The sequence below is a fragment of the Nocardia bhagyanarayanae genome, assembly GCF_006716565.1.
GTDB classification, from domain to species: Bacteria; Actinomycetota; Actinomycetes; order Mycobacteriales; family Mycobacteriaceae; genus Nocardia; species Nocardia bhagyanarayanae.
In genome coordinates this window covers 2492187-2509001 of the sequence record NZ_VFPG01000001.1, presented here as the reverse complement: position 1 = coordinate 2509001, position 16815 = coordinate 2492187, and the positions used below count along the sequence as shown (strand labels likewise).

General features: G+C 67.0%; 18 protein-coding genes and 1 tRNA gene. 9 read left to right on the top strand and 10 right to left on the bottom strand.

Features of this window, described 5'->3' with window-relative positions; all coding sequences use genetic code 11:
* Positions 1-177: 177 nt before the first annotated feature.
* The 3 genes from FB390_RS10485 to FB390_RS10475 form a co-directional block, all read right to left on the bottom strand.
* Positions 178-480: a hypothetical protein gene (locus tag FB390_RS10485; protein ID WP_141808782.1), complete on the bottom strand. Its 303-nt coding sequence runs from the start codon at positions 478-480 to the stop codon at positions 178-180.
* 136 nt (positions 481-616) lie between these two features.
* Complete coding sequence (locus FB390_RS10480; RefSeq protein ID WP_141808781.1) at positions 617-1063, bottom strand: hypothetical protein; 447 nt, start codon at positions 1061-1063, stop codon at positions 617-619.
* Between the two features lie 76 nt (positions 1064-1139).
* On the bottom strand, positions 1140-1604 hold the full coding sequence (locus FB390_RS10475) for a MarR family winged helix-turn-helix transcriptional regulator (protein ID WP_141808780.1): 465 nt from the start codon (positions 1602-1604) through the stop codon (positions 1140-1142).
* A gap of 105 nt (positions 1605-1709) precedes the next feature.
* Between FB390_RS10475 and FB390_RS10470 the strand changes: the two genes are divergently transcribed.
* The 7 genes from FB390_RS10470 to FB390_RS10440 all read left to right on the top strand — a co-directional run bounded on the left by FB390_RS10470 (position 1710) and on the right by FB390_RS10440 (position 7223).
* Entirely contained in the window at positions 1710-3020 is a 1311-nt protein-coding gene (locus FB390_RS10470; RefSeq protein ID WP_141808779.1) for a Dyp-type peroxidase, read from the top strand.
* Between the two features lie 183 nt (positions 3021-3203).
* Positions 3204-3629, top strand: coding sequence for an SH3-like domain-containing protein (locus FB390_RS34730; RefSeq protein ID WP_141808778.1), 426 nt, complete (start codon positions 3204-3206; stop codon positions 3627-3629).
* Positions 3626-3928, top strand: coding sequence for an SH3-like domain-containing protein (locus FB390_RS34725; protein WP_067784346.1), 303 nt, complete (start codon positions 3626-3628; stop codon positions 3926-3928). The genes FB390_RS34730 and FB390_RS34725 overlap by 4 nt, the downstream gene beginning before the upstream one ends.
* Positions 3925-4635 (top strand): thiocyanate hydrolase subunit gamma, encoded by a 711-nt coding sequence (scnC, locus tag FB390_RS10455; RefSeq protein WP_141808777.1) that lies wholly within the window; start codon positions 3925-3927, stop codon positions 4633-4635. Before FB390_RS34725 ends, scnC begins: the two co-directional genes overlap by 4 nt.
* Positions 4632-4961, top strand: a complete 330-nt coding sequence (locus FB390_RS10450; protein WP_141808776.1) for an SH3-like domain-containing protein — start codon at positions 4632-4634, stop codon at positions 4959-4961. The genes scnC and FB390_RS10450 overlap by 4 nt, the downstream gene beginning before the upstream one ends.
* Positions 4962-5397: 436 nt before the next feature.
* Positions 5398-6585 (top strand): MFS transporter, encoded by a 1188-nt coding sequence (locus tag FB390_RS10445; protein WP_141808775.1) that lies wholly within the window; start codon positions 5398-5400, stop codon positions 6583-6585.
* The gene (locus tag FB390_RS10440; protein ID WP_246123951.1) at positions 6579-7223 is read left to right on the top strand and encodes an HAD-IA family hydrolase; all 645 of its coding nucleotides are present in this window, start codon (positions 6579-6581) and stop codon (positions 7221-7223) included. Before FB390_RS10445 ends, FB390_RS10440 begins: the two co-directional genes overlap by 7 nt.
* A gap of 333 nt (positions 7224-7556) precedes the next feature.
* On the opposite strand, the gene FB390_RS10435 is transcribed toward FB390_RS10440, so the two are convergent.
* Positions 7557-7853 (bottom strand): hypothetical protein, encoded by a 297-nt coding sequence (locus tag FB390_RS10435; protein WP_141808774.1) that lies wholly within the window; start codon positions 7851-7853, stop codon positions 7557-7559.
* Positions 7854-8014: 161 nt separating this feature from the next.
* Positions 8015-8764, bottom strand: coding sequence for an alpha/beta fold hydrolase (locus FB390_RS10430; protein ID WP_141808773.1), 750 nt, complete (start codon positions 8762-8764; stop codon positions 8015-8017).
* A 1244-nt stretch (positions 8765-10008) separates the two neighbouring features.
* Between FB390_RS10430 and FB390_RS10425 the strand changes: the two genes are divergently transcribed.
* Both FB390_RS10425 and FB390_RS10420 read left to right on the top strand, forming a co-directional pair.
* Positions 10009-10506 (top strand): DUF6301 family protein, encoded by a 498-nt coding sequence (locus FB390_RS10425; RefSeq protein ID WP_141808772.1) that lies wholly within the window; start codon positions 10009-10011, stop codon positions 10504-10506.
* Between the two features lie 716 nt (positions 10507-11222).
* Positions 11223-12002: a tyrosine-type recombinase/integrase gene (locus tag FB390_RS10420; RefSeq protein ID WP_246123950.1), complete on the top strand. Its 780-nt coding sequence runs from the start codon at positions 11223-11225 to the stop codon at positions 12000-12002.
* Positions 12003-12079: 77 nt separating this feature from the next.
* On the opposite strand, the gene FB390_RS10415 is transcribed toward FB390_RS10420, so the two are convergent.
* The 5 genes from FB390_RS10415 to FB390_RS10395 form a co-directional block, all read right to left on the bottom strand.
* A tRNA-Ala gene (locus FB390_RS10415) sits at positions 12080-12152 on the bottom strand.
* Positions 12153-12232: 80 nt separating this feature from the next.
* Positions 12233-13387, bottom strand: coding sequence for a divisome protein SepX/GlpR (gene sepX, locus FB390_RS10410; RefSeq protein ID WP_141808771.1), 1155 nt, complete (start codon positions 13385-13387; stop codon positions 12233-12235).
* Positions 13388-13807: 420 nt separating this feature from the next.
* Positions 13808-14458 carry a GNAT family N-acetyltransferase gene (locus FB390_RS10405; protein WP_141808770.1) on the bottom strand — a complete coding sequence of 217 codons (651 nt, stop codon included), beginning with the start codon at positions 14456-14458 and terminating at the stop codon, positions 13808-13810.
* Between the two features lie 12 nt (positions 14459-14470).
* Entirely contained in the window at positions 14471-15727 is a 1257-nt protein-coding gene (gene glp / locus FB390_RS10400; protein WP_141808769.1) for a molybdotransferase-like divisome protein Glp, read from the bottom strand.
* Positions 15728-15851: 124 nt separating this feature from the next.
* A complete protein-coding gene (locus tag FB390_RS10395; protein WP_067784322.1) occupies positions 15852-16808 on the bottom strand; it encodes a UTP--glucose-1-phosphate uridylyltransferase in 957 nt (318 codons plus the stop codon).
* Positions 16809-16815 lie beyond the last annotated feature (7 nt).

Sequence of the window (16815 nt, the reverse complement as noted above, 5' to 3'; positions counted from 1 at the left end):
ACGCGGGGCGGGCTCGACTCGAATCGGGCCCGCCCCGCGAAAGCCGCGCCGACTCGGATCAGGCGGCGCGATGCGGTGCCGCAACCGAAGTGGCTCCGCAGGTTTCGGTCCGCGCCGAGCCCATCGGTCCGTCGTGTCGAGAACCCCGGGTCCCCGGCGGCACAGCCATGATCCGGATCAGGCCCGACGATCCACCGTCGCCCAAGCGGCCACGGCGACCACACCCGACACCGCCGCCACCGAAGGCCACGCGCCGATCTTCTTCGCCAACGGATGCGAGGCGCCGAGGGCACCCACCGACAGACCCGTCAGCGCCGCCGCCCCACCGCTGCCGACCGTCTTCCGCCACCGGGGCAGCGCGGCCGCCGTCGCCGCAGCGAAAACCACACCGCCGAGCTCGCGCTTCTTCGTCGCCTGCGCGAGCGCGAAACCACCGCCGAGTCCACCGGCCGCCAACAACGCCGTGGGAATCCGAGCCATGTCCAACTACCTCCTCGTGACGATCACTTCCCCAGCCATAGTGCCAACGCGCTGCTGGGAAGCTTCCGGGCGTTGCGAGCGCCGCAGGTCGGAGGGCGAGGCCGCGCGGTGACGCGGATATCGAATCCGCGCGGGCTCAGGAGCCGGGCCGGACGATCATCAGTACGGTGACGACCACCCACAGCAGGTTGTAGATGCCGGCGAGCATCCCGAGCACGCGCAACCGCCGACCGTCGTCCGGGTCCGCGAGCGCGTCGCGCTGCATCGGATGGATCTGGACCGCGAGCAGCCCGCCCGCGACGGCCGTGAGCACCATGGCCAGCGTGATCCAGATTTCGCCCATCCGGCCCTGCACCGCGGCCAGCACGATGCCGACCACCGGCACGATGATCCCGAGCGCCGCGTAGACACCGGTCACCCGGTGCATCGCCTGTGCGACGGCGACGCTGCGTACGGCCCGATCCCGGGTCACCGCGCCCGCCGCGACCGGGGCGTACCGGGGGAACAGGCTCGACGCCACGGCCGAGCCGCCGACGAACACGATGGCCGCCACCACGTGGACCGACAGCAAGACATGCTTCACCGATCGACTCCTTCATCCTTCAGTTTGGCTGAAGCCTAACCGAAAGCTTCAGCCGAACTGAAGGAGGTGCGCGGAGTCACTTCCGCGCGGGGCGCGGTGCGGGAATCCCGTCGGCGAAGGCCGCGAGGATGGCCGCGCCGATCTGCCGCCGGATCGGGTCGGCTTCCGCGCCGAACAATCGATCGTCCACCTCGGCGACGACGCGCTCGGCCTTGCGGAGCAGCCGAGAACCCTTGGGCGTCAACTCGATCGCCGACGCCGACCCGGCGCGCGCCATTCGGTCGCGCACCAGACCCGCGGCGACCAGCGCCTTCACCGCGGTGTGCACGCTCTGGACGCTGATGCCCGACATCCGCGCCAGATCGCTGAACGACGCGCCGGGCACGCCGGAGATATGACCGAGCAGCCCGAGCCTGGCGATGGTGAGATCGAGCGGGGCGAGGGCGGCGCCGAGCTCGCTCTCCACCTTGCGCGCGAGCGTCAGCACGATGATGGATGCGCTGATCGGGGGCGGTCCGGGTCGGGCGTTCTCGATGGTCACGACTTCAGTTTCGCGTATCGCGACCCCCGAGCGCGGTGCGGGTGAACGAGTCGCTAACCTTCAGCCTTATTGAAGGATGGCGCGTGCGCCGCTACGCTGTGGCGCATGAGCGAAAGTACTACAGGCAGTAGTAATTCCGATTCGCCAACCGGACGAGTCTCCCGCCGCGCTTTGTTCGGCGCGGGTCTCGCCACGGCGGGAGCGGCCGCCGTCGGCGCGGTCGCCGGTCGCGCGACGGCGCCCGATCCCACGCCGCCCTCCCGCACCGAGCCCTTTTACGGCCCCAGGCAAGCCGGTATCGATACTCCCGCCCAGTCGCACGCGCTGTTCCTGTCCGTCGACGTCGCGCGACCGGATCGAACCGTGCTCCGGGAACTCCTGACCGGCTGGACCGCGACAGCCGCCGCATTGACCAACGGCGATCCCGTCCCGGAAACCCCGGGCGTCGCACCGGGTTTCAGCGCGCACACCAATTTCGCCACCGACCTCGATCCGGCTCGGCTCACGATCACCTTCGGACTCGGCCCCTCGCTCTTCGACGAGCGCTTCGGCCTCGCGTCCCGACGCCCGCGCCACCTGCATTCGCTCCCCGAATTCCCGGGCGACACACTGAATCCCGCGTGGAGCGGCGGCGACGTGCTGGTTCAGATCTGCGCCGACGACGCCCAGATCGTGAGCCACGCGTTCCGCGCCCTCCGGGCGCGCATGCCCGGCCTCGGCCGCATGCGCTGGACCCAGCACGGCTTCCTCACCAGACCGGCGGACGGCGGCACACCGCGAAACATGTTCGGCCACAAGGACGGAACGGCGAACCCGCGAACCGGCTCCGCCGATTTCGACCGCACGGTGTGGATCGACTCCCCCGACGAACCGGACTGGGTGCGCGGCGGCACCTACCTGGTCTTCCGCAAGATCCGCATGAAAACGGCCGACTGGGACCAGCTTCCCCTCGCCGAGCAGGACCGCATCATCGGCCGCCGCCGCGGCGACGGCGCACCCCTGCACGGCGCGCACGAGTTCGATCCGATAGACCTCGAATCTCGCACAGCCAGTGGTGAACTCACCATTCCAGCCGGGGCGCATGTTCGCCTCGTGCACAACATCCCCATGCTGCGCCGTAGCTACAACTACGACTACGGCACCCTCATCGCGAACGCGGGCGGCGTAGCCGAGGAACCGCACACTCACGCCCCTGGCACGCCGGAGCACACCCACGGCGGGCACAACCAACTCGACGCGGGTCTGCTCTTCGCCGCGTTCATGAACAACCCGCCCGAGCAGTTCATCAAGGCCCAGCGCGCACTCGCTGACGGCGACCGCCTGAATCCGCTCATCCAGCACACTGGCAGCGCGTTCTTCGCAATACCGCCCGGCATCGAGCCGGGCAGGGCTTTGGCGGACGTTTTGCTGCGCTGAGCGGCTTGCGCCGCACTCCGGCCAGGTACAGCGGCAGCGCGGCAGCTTCATTACGGCAAATCTGCCGTGTATCGTTGGCAACCTGAACCGCGCTTGTGATGGGGGTCACTCCCCAGTGCCTGCCCCGAGGCGGCGCGCGCCGCATCTCGCCGGGGAAATCGGAGCCGCGACAACGGAGCCATCATGAGTTCACCGAATCGCTTCGACCAGCTTCAGCACCGGGTCGCCGACATCGCGCCGGTGTTCCGCAAGCCACTGGATTCGCCGTACGACATCTCGAACGAGCTGTTCGAGGCTCTGCGCCACGTCCTGCACGACGTCGGCGGTCAACCGGACATTCCGGTGGAGTACAAGGAAAAAGTCGAAGAGCCGTGGGAGATGAACACCTACGTCACCTGCGAATGCCTCGGCTGGCGCGGGGTGTGGAACTCCGAGGAACGCCGACGCGCCGAGAACGATCTCGGCGCGACCCTCTACTTCGGGCTGCCCTACTACGCGCGTTGGGCGACGGTCGCGGCGAAGGTGCTGATCAACAAGGGTCTGATCACCCCCGACGAGCTGTCGGCGAAATTGGACGAGGTGCGCGCGCGGCTGAAGGAGCGAGCATGACCCGCAAGTACCGCATCGGTGAGCGCGTGACGGTGCGCGACGCGACGTCGATGTTCCACACCCGCACCCAGAGCTACACCCGCGGTCGCACCGGCGTCGTCGTCGAGTACCGGCCGGAGTGGATCATCCCGGAAGACGAGGCGTGGGGACGCGACGACGGCCGCGTCGAGCCGTTCTACGTCGTGCGGTTCCGCCAGAAGGATCTGTGGCCGAATTACACCGGCTTCGATGCCGACACCCTGGAGACGGAGGTCTCCGAGCGCTGGCTCGAGCCCGCAGAGGAGGACGATTCGCAGTGAGTCACACCCACGACCACGGGGCGCACACGCCGATCCAGGCGAGCGAGGAGATCAGCGAGTTCGAGGTGCTGGAAACGGCGATCCGCGAACTCGCCATCGAGAAGGGCCTGTTCTCCCAGGAGGACCACCGGCGGTTCTCCGAATGGGCCGAGGCGGTCGGCCCGCACGGCGGATCGAAACTGGTCGCGAAGGCGTGGCTGGACCCGGACTTCAAGGCGCGCCTGCTCGCCGACGGCACCGAGACGTGCAAGGAGATCGGCATCGACTGGCGCGACCCCACCGGTTCCGGCACGCCGAGCGACTACACCTACTTCTACGTCCTGGAGAACACTCCCGAGGTGCACAACGTCATCGTGTGCACCCTGTGCTCGTGCTACCCGCGGCCCGTCCTCGGCATGTCCCCCGACTGGTACCGGACCCCGAATTACCGTCGCCGCCTTGTCCGTTGGCCACGCGAGGTGCTCGCCGAATTCGGCCTGCACTTCCCGCCCGAGGTCGAGATCCGCGTCCACGATTCGAACCAGAAATCCCGCTTCATGGTCATGCCGATGCGCCCCGAGGGCACCGAGGGCTGGACCGAGGAACAACTCGCGGCGATCGTCACCCGCGACACCATGATCGGTGTCGCGCTGCCACAGGTCGACTGGACCGCCCAGAAACCACCGAACCAAGTCGAGGACGCCATGCGAGGGGAGGGAAGCCGGTGACCAGCGTCCCGTACGACGTCCTGCTGAACACCCTCGCGCCCGGATCCACCCGCGAATCCACCCTCCCCGAACTCGACCGCAAACCCGACCCGTGGGAGTCGAGCATGCAGGCGACGTGCGAATGCCTCTCGTGGCGAGGGGCTTTCGACAACCTCGAACGTCGCCACGCGGAAGATGCACTCGGCGAGACCATCTACCACGACTTCCCCGTGCGAGCCCGGTCGGCGGTGATCACCGCGCACACGTTGATGGATCGCGGCGTCATCAGCCCCGAGGAACTCCGTGCGCGAATGGAATTGGTGCGGGAGAGGTTTCACCGCGAGTAGAGCTCGTCGGCCGGCCCGGGCAGCGATCCACCTCGCTGCCCGGTACTTCGATGTTCGCCCTTCGTAGCTTCGATCGCCGCGGCCCTTCAGATTTCATCACTCGTTAATCAGCCCGCTTCCGGTTCGCAATCGATTCGATTTCAGCGCTCTCACGCGCGGATCGCCTGGTAACTGATGCTTCCGGACGGGATTTTGTGGAGCGAATCACCGAGGCCCGCTCCGGCTGGTAGCTTCCCGTACCCCTTGGTAGGTTTCGGCTTGTTCGCGCAGCGTCGCGCAGCACATCGAGTCTTCGACCCGCGGAACGTTCCTCCGATCAAGAGTTCGCGCGCCTCTCTTGTCGACAAGAGGCGGAAATCGTCATACCCACCCACCCGCAGCCCATTTCGCGGTCGTTCTCGACGGCGAAGTGGGCGGCGGCATCGATGGAGCTTTCATGACACGCACCATCGCGCCGGCTTCGGAACGTGCGCGAGATCTACCCGACGCCGTAGTGCGGAGTCGTGGTTTGTTGACGGGGTACTTCGCCGGACTCGGCGTCGTTATGGCCGTCTGGGGAACCAGGATTCCCGCCATTCAGGAGTCCGCCGGGCTGGACACCGGGGGGCTTGCCGCGGTACTGCTCGCCGCCGCGGTCGGCATGGTCGCCGGCCTCCAGGTAGGTGGTCGGCTCGCCGAACCCACGCGGCTTCCTCAGCTGTTGACCAGCGGCGCAATCGGTCTCGCCGTAAGCCTGGCGTTGCTCGGCGCCTGCCGGACTCCGATCGCACTCGCCGCCGCGGCGCTGCTCTTCGGTGTCGCGCACGGCGTGCTGGACGTCGCGGCGAACGGCGCGGCGGTGCGGTGCCAGCAGGCATACGGTCGCCCGATCATGTCGGGCCTTCATGCGGCCTACAGTCTCGGCGCGCTGGGCGGGGCCGTGCTCGCCGCCGTCACCGCACACGATTCGCACACGTACGTCTTCGGCGTCACCGCGGGCGTGACGATCGTGGCGACAGTCGCGGCGGCGCCCGCGACCCGCTGCATCGGATCGCAGGCCGCGGACCCCCGCCCGATGGAAACCGTTGCGCCGGAGCGTTTGTCGGAACTGTCCCGGTCCCGGCTCTGGCTGTTGGGCTTGCTGGCCGCCGCGTGCCTGCTCGGCGAGGGCGCCGCGGCCGACTGGTCGGCGGTGCATCTCAGCGGGCTGCACGCGTCCCCCGCGATCAGTGCCGCGGCGTACGCCGGATACAGCGCGGCCATGGCGGCCGGACGTCTAGTCGGCGATCGGCTCATCGCGCGCTTCGGCGCGCCGAAAGTGGTTCGCGCGGGCGCGTTTCTGGCCTCGATCGGACTCGCCGCGGGCCTGGCGGTGACCGACGTCCCGTTCGCGTTGGTGGGCTGGGCCGCTTTCGGTCTCGGCCTGTCCGTCACGATTCCTTCCCTGTTCAGCGCGGCCGGAGCGGGTGGTCCGCGCGCGGTCGCCACCGTGGCCGTGGCCGGCTACCTCGGTCTGCTCGCGGGCCCTGCGCTCATCGGCGCCCTGGCCACCGCGACGACCCTACCCATCGCCCTAATGCTGCCCGCCCTGCTCGCCGCGGGCGTGGCTGTCCTGTCTCATCGAGCCCTGGAGAACCGGTGGTAACCGCACTATCTCACCAGCCCGCGGAACTCGACGCGGTCATCTTCGACTACAACGGCGTCATCGGCCTGCAGCCCACCGTTCCCATGTGGAGCGGACTCGCCGAACTCGCCGGGTGGCCCACAGACCAGCTCGGGCACTTCCAGAATGCCTTCTGGAGCGCCCGCGAACCCTACGACTCCGGCGAGTCCCACGACGCGGACTTCTGGACCGCCGTCCTCGGCCACCGCCCGGACCCCGAACTACTCACCCGCTTGCGCGCCATCGACACCGCGATGTGGACCTCGACCGACGACCGCGTCGTCGCACTCCTGCACCAGGCCCGACTGGTGGATCTCCCAATGGTGTTGCTCTCCAACGCACCCCATCCGGTGAGCGATGCCCTCGACGCCTCCCACTGGCGCCCCCTGATGACCGACGCCCTCTACTCGGCCCGGCTCGGCAAGAACAAACCCCACCCCGACACCTACCGAAACGCCCTCGCCGCCACCGGCGTTCCCAACCCGAGCCGCGTCCTTTTCATCGACGACCGCACCGACAACTGCCAAGCCGCCGCCCACCTGGGCCTGCGCACCCTCCACTACACCGGCTCCCCCACCGACATCGAAGCCCACCTCGGCCTCACTACCGTCGCCGCGTAGGTCCCGGCCAGTCGTCACAGGGGCCTTCGAACACCGCTGCCGACCGGTGATGAACACGAGCCCGACCAGCGGCTCGCGGAGCCATGGTCGCCGCTCGCGCCTATTCCGGTCGGCATGCGGTCGAGCCGCGCAAAACCTCCAATGTCATATCCGCGGCGCCCCGGTCTCGATGCGATATTCGGCCGGGGTGTTCGGGCTCGTCGAGCCGCAGTGGTGGGTGCGGGCCTATCTCACCTGGCGCCGGTGGAACGGAAGAACTCGTGGCAGTTGACTGACGCTGCGGATGTCGTGGAGCCCTTTGGATTACAGCGCTTCCGCAACCGACAACACCCGTCAGTCGCCGATGAACAAGAGATATCCGTTTGCGCGAAGCGCGATCGACGCCGCCCGTCGCAGCAGGTCGACAGCCTGCCGCTCGGCATCTGTCCGCGCCTCGATCCCCTCGATTTGATCCAGGATCAAGCCCAGCTGGTACCGGTTGAACATGGTTTCGCCGTACCGGTAGATCCCCCGTACCAAACTGGTTTCGGGCTGTGTCGCGCACAGCTTGAGCAACGTTTCGTCCGCATCGTCACCGAAGCGGTGTTGCTCGGCGTGGTTGATGTCCTGCACAACGATGTCCAAAGCCACCTGATCCCTACCCATCTCCCGCGGGGGGGTATTACCGCACCGACCTGTCGTGAGCATCTCGTCGCCGACAGACTCTCGTTGCATCCGATGCGCTGTTGATCGACGTCGATGCCGACTGGCCGGAACTGATGCGGTGCCCGCTGTTGCCAGGCCGGAACAGGTCAGCTCGATCCTGTGCCACTGACCGACGAGAGAAACTCTTCGAGCCGGTCGACGAAACCCGCTGCGGCCGGGACGAAATGGCCCGCACCCGGTGCTATGAGCCGTTGTGCCCCGACTGCGTCGGCGAGCAGGTCGCAGATCCGTTCCAGACCGGAAGAGTGTCCACCTGATGCGACTAGAACAGGGACATCGGCCGCGCGCAAGGCGGTCAGGTCCGGTCGTGCTTGCCCCGGTAAACGAGCGCCCCAGGCGCGGCGCACGGCCCCATCGGACAATCGACTCCCTCCCCCATCCGGTGCCCCTGCGAGAGTGAGGAATTCGCGCAGTGTCGCGGGGTCGGCGTCGAGACCGTGGGTGAGCACCGCATTGCCCAGACTCTCCAGCCGAGCCACTTCCGGATCATCAGGGGCGAGGAAGTATAGGGGTGGTTCGATGAGCGTGAGCGAGCGCACGGTCCCGGGTGCCTGGACGGCGGCGAGGAGCGCCCCGAGTACCCCGTAGGAATGGGCGACCACATGTGGGCGCCGGTCCGGGAATATGCGTCCGAGATCGTCCGCGTCGATCTCGAAGTCCTGTTGCCCACCCGGCGGCGGCGGACTCGCACCGAAGCCGCGCCGATACACACACAGCAGCGTCCACCGTGCGGACAGCGAGTCCAGCCCGGTCCAGGTTGTCTTCGGCCCCGCGCCACCGTGCACGAGTGCCACCGCAGGTCCGGTCCCGTGCTCGAGGATCGTTAGAGCTTGCATGACTCCGAGTGTCCACCATGCGGTCGAAACCGGGTTCTCCCTGGACTTCTCGTTGCGAGGTTGCCGCAGCGGGCTCGGAGCGGTCGTTATACGGGACGCTTGAAGTTGCCCGATGGATCGAGCAGCATAATACCGTTTGTGCGTCGACGGTTCTCTAAGCCGATCGACGCATGGGCTCCGGGTTACATCTCAAGAAGTGAGTTTTTCATTCTTGGCGAGGAGTGCGACGAGGAAGGCCGTCGCATGAATGTCGACGGCATCCCCCGGGAGACCGTGATCGCGTTTGCCTATAAAGACGATGACGCGAACTCGTACACCGATCAAATGTCCCTCGATCCCATCCTGATTGAGGGCGAGACCTGGTCAGTGACCACACGCAGAAGGGGTGGCGAGCAGACGACCCTGTATGACGGGTCACCCTGGCGGGGTTAGGCGTACCGGCTTATCCATCGCGGGCAACGCCGGTGGCCATCGGTCCACGACTACGTCTTCAGCCGCCGCGGCCCGACACCCGGCGACCGCTGCCGGTCAGCGGCCATTCCGCCACCATCACCAGCACCGACTCCGTCGAGGACTGCTCCGCGCAGATCAAGAAGTTCCTCGACCAAAGCCCATCATGCCGAGCATTCGATCAACTTCGGGCAGCATCGAAACGCTGACTTGCGTCAACAATCTGGCAGAGAACCAGCCTGACCTTCTGCCACCTGCATGACACAGCGCTGATCATGGCCCGAAAGCTGCGCCACCTCAACTGGCAACGGACACCTGTCCTGGGCCAGGTTACACCGACCGGAGCGGAGCGGAGGGCGGGGCGACCGTGGGCGGCGCGCGCATGCGCGCCGCTCTTAACTCTGTAGAGAGAAATTCGGCGAGTTCTGATCTGTTGGGCTACCGGTTATCTCTTCCTTCTTTTCCCTATTGATTCCCGGGGGTTCCCCACTTCTTCCGCTCTCTCGCGAACAAAGCCTTCAAGATTGCGGCACAAAATATTTCGCGAATCAGACCATTGGTCACATGCCCTTCGCGACGCGACTGGACGACCCAACCCGGGGTCCCTAGGAACCGGCGCGGCGGTGGCCGAATCCCAGCTTTGGGAATAGTGCCTCGTCAAGCAACCTTGGGTAGGTAATCCGGATGGCGGATCTTGGAGCCGAGGGCGAAGTCGCGGACGGGGCCGGCCCCGCTGCGGAATACCCCGCAACCCGAGGAGCACGTCCATGTCGGACTCACAGTACGATGCGAACATGAGGGCTGATGTTGATCGCGCCGGCGAAATCGTGCGCCTGGCAGCAGAATTCGACTGGACATGGTCACTTGAGGATCAGGACCTATTCTACGCATCCGCTGGTTGGACGGTTACCGAACGATGGCCAAGTGGCACGGATATCGTCACAGATCTCGAGGTAAACCAAGCCGCAGGACGTTCATTCTGTCTGGAGGGTCGACTCAGATACATCGAATACCGTGCTACCGACACGTTGGATGCCGATGATCTGGAATCCAGCGAACTCACCAAACGCTGGTTCGTACAGCTCAGCCAAAGGATTACCTCAGTCCTAGGACTCAAGCCCGAGCCACTGCTTGGTATGGCGGTTGAATTTCGATGGGATCATCCAAGGGTCGTCGTCTTTACTTGCCATCGTGAAAACTATGTATATATCACATTGGTAAATCCCCAACACCAAGAGGAAGAAGAATATTACGACGCCAATATAGTTACTTGGAACAGTGGGAACAGCTGACCGCTCCTTACTGGATGACCATGGCGTGCAGGTCATGATGCGCAATCACAAAATAGCTGCCCTAATGAATGCCGATATCGAAGAAGTGGTCCGTGTCGCGGTCTCCCCGCGGAATTCGATTGGGCCAGGTAGGACGAGCTCCGTCCATTTTGTGCCTGCCGGCTCCGAGAAAGCGAGCGGTCTCAGTAGGCGCCCTGGCCCAGACGTATCCCGACAGTCGGATGCCGAACCGCCGACTACGAGTCCACTGGAATGACCTCGACGTGCGCAAATTCGAAGTCACGCCTTCTCGGGGTCAAGTGGTAGCCCATCAAGCTCGACGCACGCGGCCGAAAGATCGCGGACCGCAATGGATCACGCGCGCTGGATGCGGTCATGGCGGCGGCCAAGAGCATCCGTGTGGACTTGGGCGGGGAGTTGTCGGAGTCCACGAGCGTTCGGCAACTGTGGGCGCTGTATCGGGCACATCTGGTCGAACAGGGCCGTGCGGGTAACACGCTGGATCGCTACGACGTGGTCGCGGAGCTGTTCAACACCGCGTTCGGTGAGCGGCGGCTTCTCGAGGTCACCACCTCAGCAGTGGAGGCGTTCCTCAAACAGGTAGGTGAAGCCAAGGGGCCGTCCTCGATGCGCACGGCCCGCAACGTGCTGTCGGGGATGTTCCGTTATGCCGTGCGCAAAGATGCCCTGACCGTGACCCGGTCCGGGAATCGCAGATGGCCAAGAACATCGAGGCCAAGGGCCGCACCGGTGGCGCCCGCGATCTCACCATCGATGAGTTGCGGTTCATCCTCACCGCTGTACGAACCTCGCAGGTGCCGTGCCCGCGCAAGCTGTCCAGGGCCGAGCGCAACCGGGGCACACCGGTCAAGGCATACACCCCGCCAACGGTCGCCGACTACTTCGACAGCGCCGACCTGGCCGACCTGGTGACCCTGCTCGCGGCAACCGGGCTGCGGCGCAGTCAGATACTCGGCCTGTTGTGGTCGGACATCGACCTCGAGGCGCGCACCCTGCGTGCCACTGGCAAGGTCGTCCGCGTGAAAGGCGACGGCTTGGTCCGGCTCGGGGTGGAGGACGACCCGAAGAACCGGCGCAACACCATCGCCCTACCCGACTTTGCGGTTCAGATGTTGAAGCGGCGTCGAGCGGCACTCGCGGCCCGGAAACTGGCGTCACCTCCCGACTCGGACGCACCAATGCTCGATCTGGTGTTCCCCTCGACGGTGTGGACGCTGCGCGATCCGAAGAACGTCGGCCACGAATGGCAGCGCGTTCGGGACGCCCTCGGCATGGCCGACGACATCACCGCGCACAGCTTCCGTCATGCGGTGGCGACGATCCTCGATGACGCCGGGCTTTCGGCGCGAGTCACCGCCGATGTCCTCGGCCACGCCGACCCGGCCATGACACAGCGGCACTACATGGCACGCGGGCGAACCCACCACGCCGCCGCCGAAGCACTCGAACGCGCGGTCACCGGGGCAGGGACATAGTTGGGACTTAGTTGGAAGATGCGAAAGGGCGGGTTCCCGAGTCTGACTCGAAAACCCGCCCTTACCTGCGGAAACTGTGGAGCTAAGGGGAATCGAACCCCTGACCTTCTCGATGCGAACGAGACGCGCTACCAACTGCGCTATAGCCCCGTGCGGTTCCCGGGGGAACCGCGCTGTGCCACTGTAGCAGGCGATGCGGCGAGTTACCGAATCGCCTGCCTGAGCTGCGGTTATTCGCCTACTGCCCGGCGCATGTCGCCGCTGATGCGGCCGCGGAGGGCGCGGGCGGTGGCGGGGTCGAAGGTCTCGAGGTGTTCGAACATGGGGTCTTCGTCGACGGCGTCGAGGAGGACGGAGCGGCGGCGCAGGGCGCGAGCGGTTTCGCGGTCCATGCCGCGGCGGGTCTCGGTGTCGTCGGCGCGGTGCTGATCCTCCTGGCCGTCGCGGCCGCGGGTGAGGCGGGAGGCGCGGCGGCGGCGGATCTCCTCTTCCATGCGCACCTGCTTGCGCAGGTACGCCAGGTAGGTGCCGAGGACGACGACGGACAGTCCGCAGGCCCACCACAGCAGCGGGCTGACGACGATCCCCAGCGCACCGCAGAGGATGCCGGTCAGCAGCAGGCCGAGAACGGCGCGCTGCCGGAAGGTGTAGCGCGCGGCGCGGGCCATCGCGTCGGCTTCCGGATCGAAGCCGCCGCGGCCGCGCCGGGTCGGGACGAATTCCGGTTCGTCGGAGTCGGTTTGGTATTCGGTGTCCGGGACGCGCGCGGGTGCGGCGGAACGGGCGGGCGGGATACGTGCCGTGGTGGGTTCGTAGTACGCCGCGGCCTCTTCGTCGTCATCGGCCACGTCGTCATCATCGGCCGCGGCGTCCGCGTCCGCAGGCGTTCGGGCTGTCTCGGTGTCGTTCTCGTCCGAATCGAGATCCGAGTCGAGATCCGACTCGGAATCCGTCGCACGATCGGCCTCGCTCGTCACGGCGTCGTCCGTGTCGCCCGAATCCGCCTCGGCAGGTTCGTGATCGGCGTCGTCGGAGTGGACGGCGGACGCGGGGCCCGCCTCGAGCGCCGGGATGTCCTCCCGCGCTTCCTTGTCCTCGTCGACCTCGGTGACTTGCTCGTCGGCCGGTGCGCTCATCCGGTCCTCCGCATCATCGCTGTGAAAACGCTTTCTCTGCACTCGGGTCGGCCGATAGTCCGGGTCGCTGTCGTGCCCGGCCGCCGGCCCCTTCTTCATGCGCCGCTTGGAGCCGCCGCGGTGCAATACACGGGTCGCCAGTGCCGCGTCGGTGGTCTGCCGGATCCTGGGGTGCCGGTCGGCCAAGATCGGGAACAGGACGAAGACCCAGAGCACGACGAGCCCGATCCACAGAATCGAGTTCGGCATCAGGTCATCACCTCCGTCCCCACCTGTTCGTCCGTTCGGCCCGCGCTCGGATGACGCGCCGCGTCGTGCGTTCGCTACCGCTCACGCGCTCGGACGCGGCCCTAGGTCCGAAGACGCCTTTCAGGCTCCCTGCCGGTACCGCAAGACGCAGCACCGACGTCCGTAGGTTAATTCGGCGCGCCACGCGAGTACGGCAGGCGCGCCGTGCACATCCGCCACATCTGTCACAACACTGCCCATCCGTCCGCGTGCCTCGCGGGAGTTGACGTGTCACGCCGGTATCGTCCTGCTCGTCTCGTATCGATTGCCGGGGGAAGCCCACCCGAGGACTCTGCGCACGGCCGGAGCGAACGCGGAGCCTCCCGGGATTCCTTCCCACGACTGCCAGATAGCAAACTTCTCGCAAAAGAGCTGCGATCCTCAGGGCAGGATGACCCGTCCCTCTCGCACCAACCGATCAATCACGGTTCCGCTGATCTCCTCCACCGTCAGACCGACGAGCAGATGATCGCGCCAAGCGCCGTCGACATCGAGATAGCGACGAAGCAGGCCCTCCTCGCGGAAGCCTACATTGCGCAACACCGCCTGGCTGGCAAGGTTTTCCGGGCGCACGGTCGCCTCGACGCGATGCAACCCGACGGGACCGAAACAGTGGTCGAGTCCGAGCGCCAGCGCGGCGGTGGCCACGCCCTGCCCGCTGAGGTCCTTGGCCACCCAATAGCCGATCCACGCCGAACGCAGCGCTCCCCGGACGATGTTGCCGACGGTCAACTGGCCGCTGAAAGAGCCGTCGACCTCGATGACGAGCGGGATCATCGCGCCGCGTCTGGCCTCGGCCTTCAGGCTCGACCACAGCGAGGGCCAATTCGACGCGTGGTTGCGCGCCTCCCACGCGCCCCGGCCGGTCGGCTCCCACGGCTCCAGATGCTCGCGGTCGCGCAACCTGATGCGGCTCCATGCCGCCGCGTCGCGCAACCGCACCGGCCGCAACGTGACCTGCCCAGCGGCGACGCGCACCGGACCGAGACGCGCGGGCCACCCCGGATGCTGGGTGACCCGGAAGACGTTCATGGACTCCACGCTTCAGCCGCGCTGGGAGAGGAAGGCGACCTGCACCTCGTCACCGGTCCTGACCTCGGTGTCCTCCGGGTCGATGATGATCAGGCTGTTCGCCTCGGCCATCGTGGCAAGCAGATGCGAGGAACCGGCGCCGCCGCCGAGGGGCTGCACCAAGTAGTCGCCGGTGGATTCGTCGCGCATGAGCTGGGCGCGCAGAAAGCCTTTGCGCCCGATCATCGAACTGATGGGCGTGATGGTTCTGGCCCGGATGATGCGGCGCATCGGATGTCTGCGGCCCAGCGCGATCCGGATCAACGGACGCACCATCACCTCGAACACCACAAGCGCGCCAACGGGATTCGACGGCAGCAGGAAGGTCGGCACCTCGTCGCGCCCGAGCATGCCGAAACCCTGCACCGAACCGGGATGCATGGCGACACGGGCGATTTCGAGTTCGCCGAGCCCCTCCAGCGCCTCGCGCACCTGCTCGGAGGCCCAGCCGCCGACCGCGCCCGCGATGACGACGACCTCCGAACGCACCAGCTGACCCTCGACGACGTCGCGCAGCCGCCGCGGGTCCGCGCTGACGATGCCGACGCGATTCACGTCCGCGCCCGCGTCCCTGGCGGCCGCCGCCAGCGCGTAGGAGTTGACGTCGTAGACCTGGCCGGGGCCGGGCGTGCGATCGATGTCGATCAACTCGCCGCCGACCGAGATCACCGACAGCCGCGGCCGCGGATGCACGAGCACCTTGTCCTGGCCCACCGCGGCCAGCAGACCCACCTGAGCGGGACCGATGATGGTGCCAGCGCGCACCGCGACATCGCCCGGCTGCACGTCGTCGCCGATGCGCCGCACGTAATCGCCGGAGCGGACGGGCTCGTAGACCTTGATCCTGGCTCGGCCGCCGTCGGTGAAGTCCAGCGGCAGGACGGCGTCGGCGAGCGTGGGCAGCGGAGCGCCGGTGTCGACGCGCACCGTCTGGCGCGGCTGCAACCGGATCGGCTGCCGAGAACCCGCGACCACCTCGCCGACCACCGGCAACGTCAGATCGACCAGCTCGCCGTCCTCGTTGCGGATATCGGACCCGGCGGCGGCCACGTCGACGCTGCGCACCGCGTAACCGTCGATGGCCGCCTGGTCGAAACCGGGCAGCGGCCGCTCGGTGACCACGTCCTCGGCGCACAGCAGGCCCTGGGCCTCGGAGATCGCGACCCGGACCGGCCGGGGAGCGACCGCCGCCGCGGTCACCTTGATCTGCTGATCCTCAACCGAGCGCATCCAGCCCTTCCTGATCTACTCCGCACATCGAACCGATTCCGCCGCACGCGCTTCGACGCAACCGCGTTCGGTGAACCATCATTCGTACCCGACGGTCCACTGCCGACGAAAGCCGAGCTTTCGCTCAGTCGTCCGTCGTCAGCTGCGGATCCCAGTCCGGACCGAGCCGGTGCTGCAGCCACTCCCGCAGGGCCGGGCCGTATTCCTCTCGTTCCAAAGCGAAATCGACCGCAGCACGAAGATAACCGCCCGGGTTGCCCAAATCGTGGCGCGACCCACGGTGCACGACGACGTGAACCGGGTGTCCCTCGTCGATCAGCAGCGCGATGGCGTCGGTGAGTTGCAACTCACCACCGGCGCCCGGCTCGATCCGCCGCAGCGCGTCGAAGATGGCCCGGTCCAACAGGTATCGGCCCGCGGCCGCGAAGGTCGACGGCGCGTCGGCGAGCGCGGGCTTCTCCACCATTCCGTTGACCCGCAACACGTTCGGGTTGGTCGCGTCGGGCACCGGCGCGACGTCGAAGACGCCGTAGGCGCTGACCTGGTCCTTCGGCACATCGATGGCGCACAGCACGCTGCCGCCGCGCTTGCGCCGGACGCGGCTCATGACGTCGAGCACGCCGCACGGCAGCACCAGGTCGTCCGGGAGCAGGACCGCGATCGCGTCCTCGTCGTCGTCGAGCGCCTGCTCGGCCTGCGCCACCGCGTGGCCGAGGCCGAGCGGCTCCTCCTGGACCACCGAGGTGACGTCCAGCAGGGCGGGCGCCTTGCGCACCTTCTCGAGCAACTGGAATTTGCCGCGCTCGGCGAGGGTGCTCTCCAGCACCAAGTCCTCGACGAAGTGGGCGACGACGCCGTCCTTGCCTGGCGAGGTCACGATCACGAGCCGGTTCGCGCCGGAGTCGGCGGCCTCGCTCGCGACCAGTTCGATACCAGGAGTGTCCACCACCGGCAGCAACTCTTTGGGCACCGTCTTGGTCGCGGGCAGGAAGCGGGTCCCGAGCCCGGCCGCGGGCACGACTGCCGTGCGGAAACACGACGTCGGCGCACCATCCGCGGACTGTCCTGCCTGTGCTGTCATACGCATA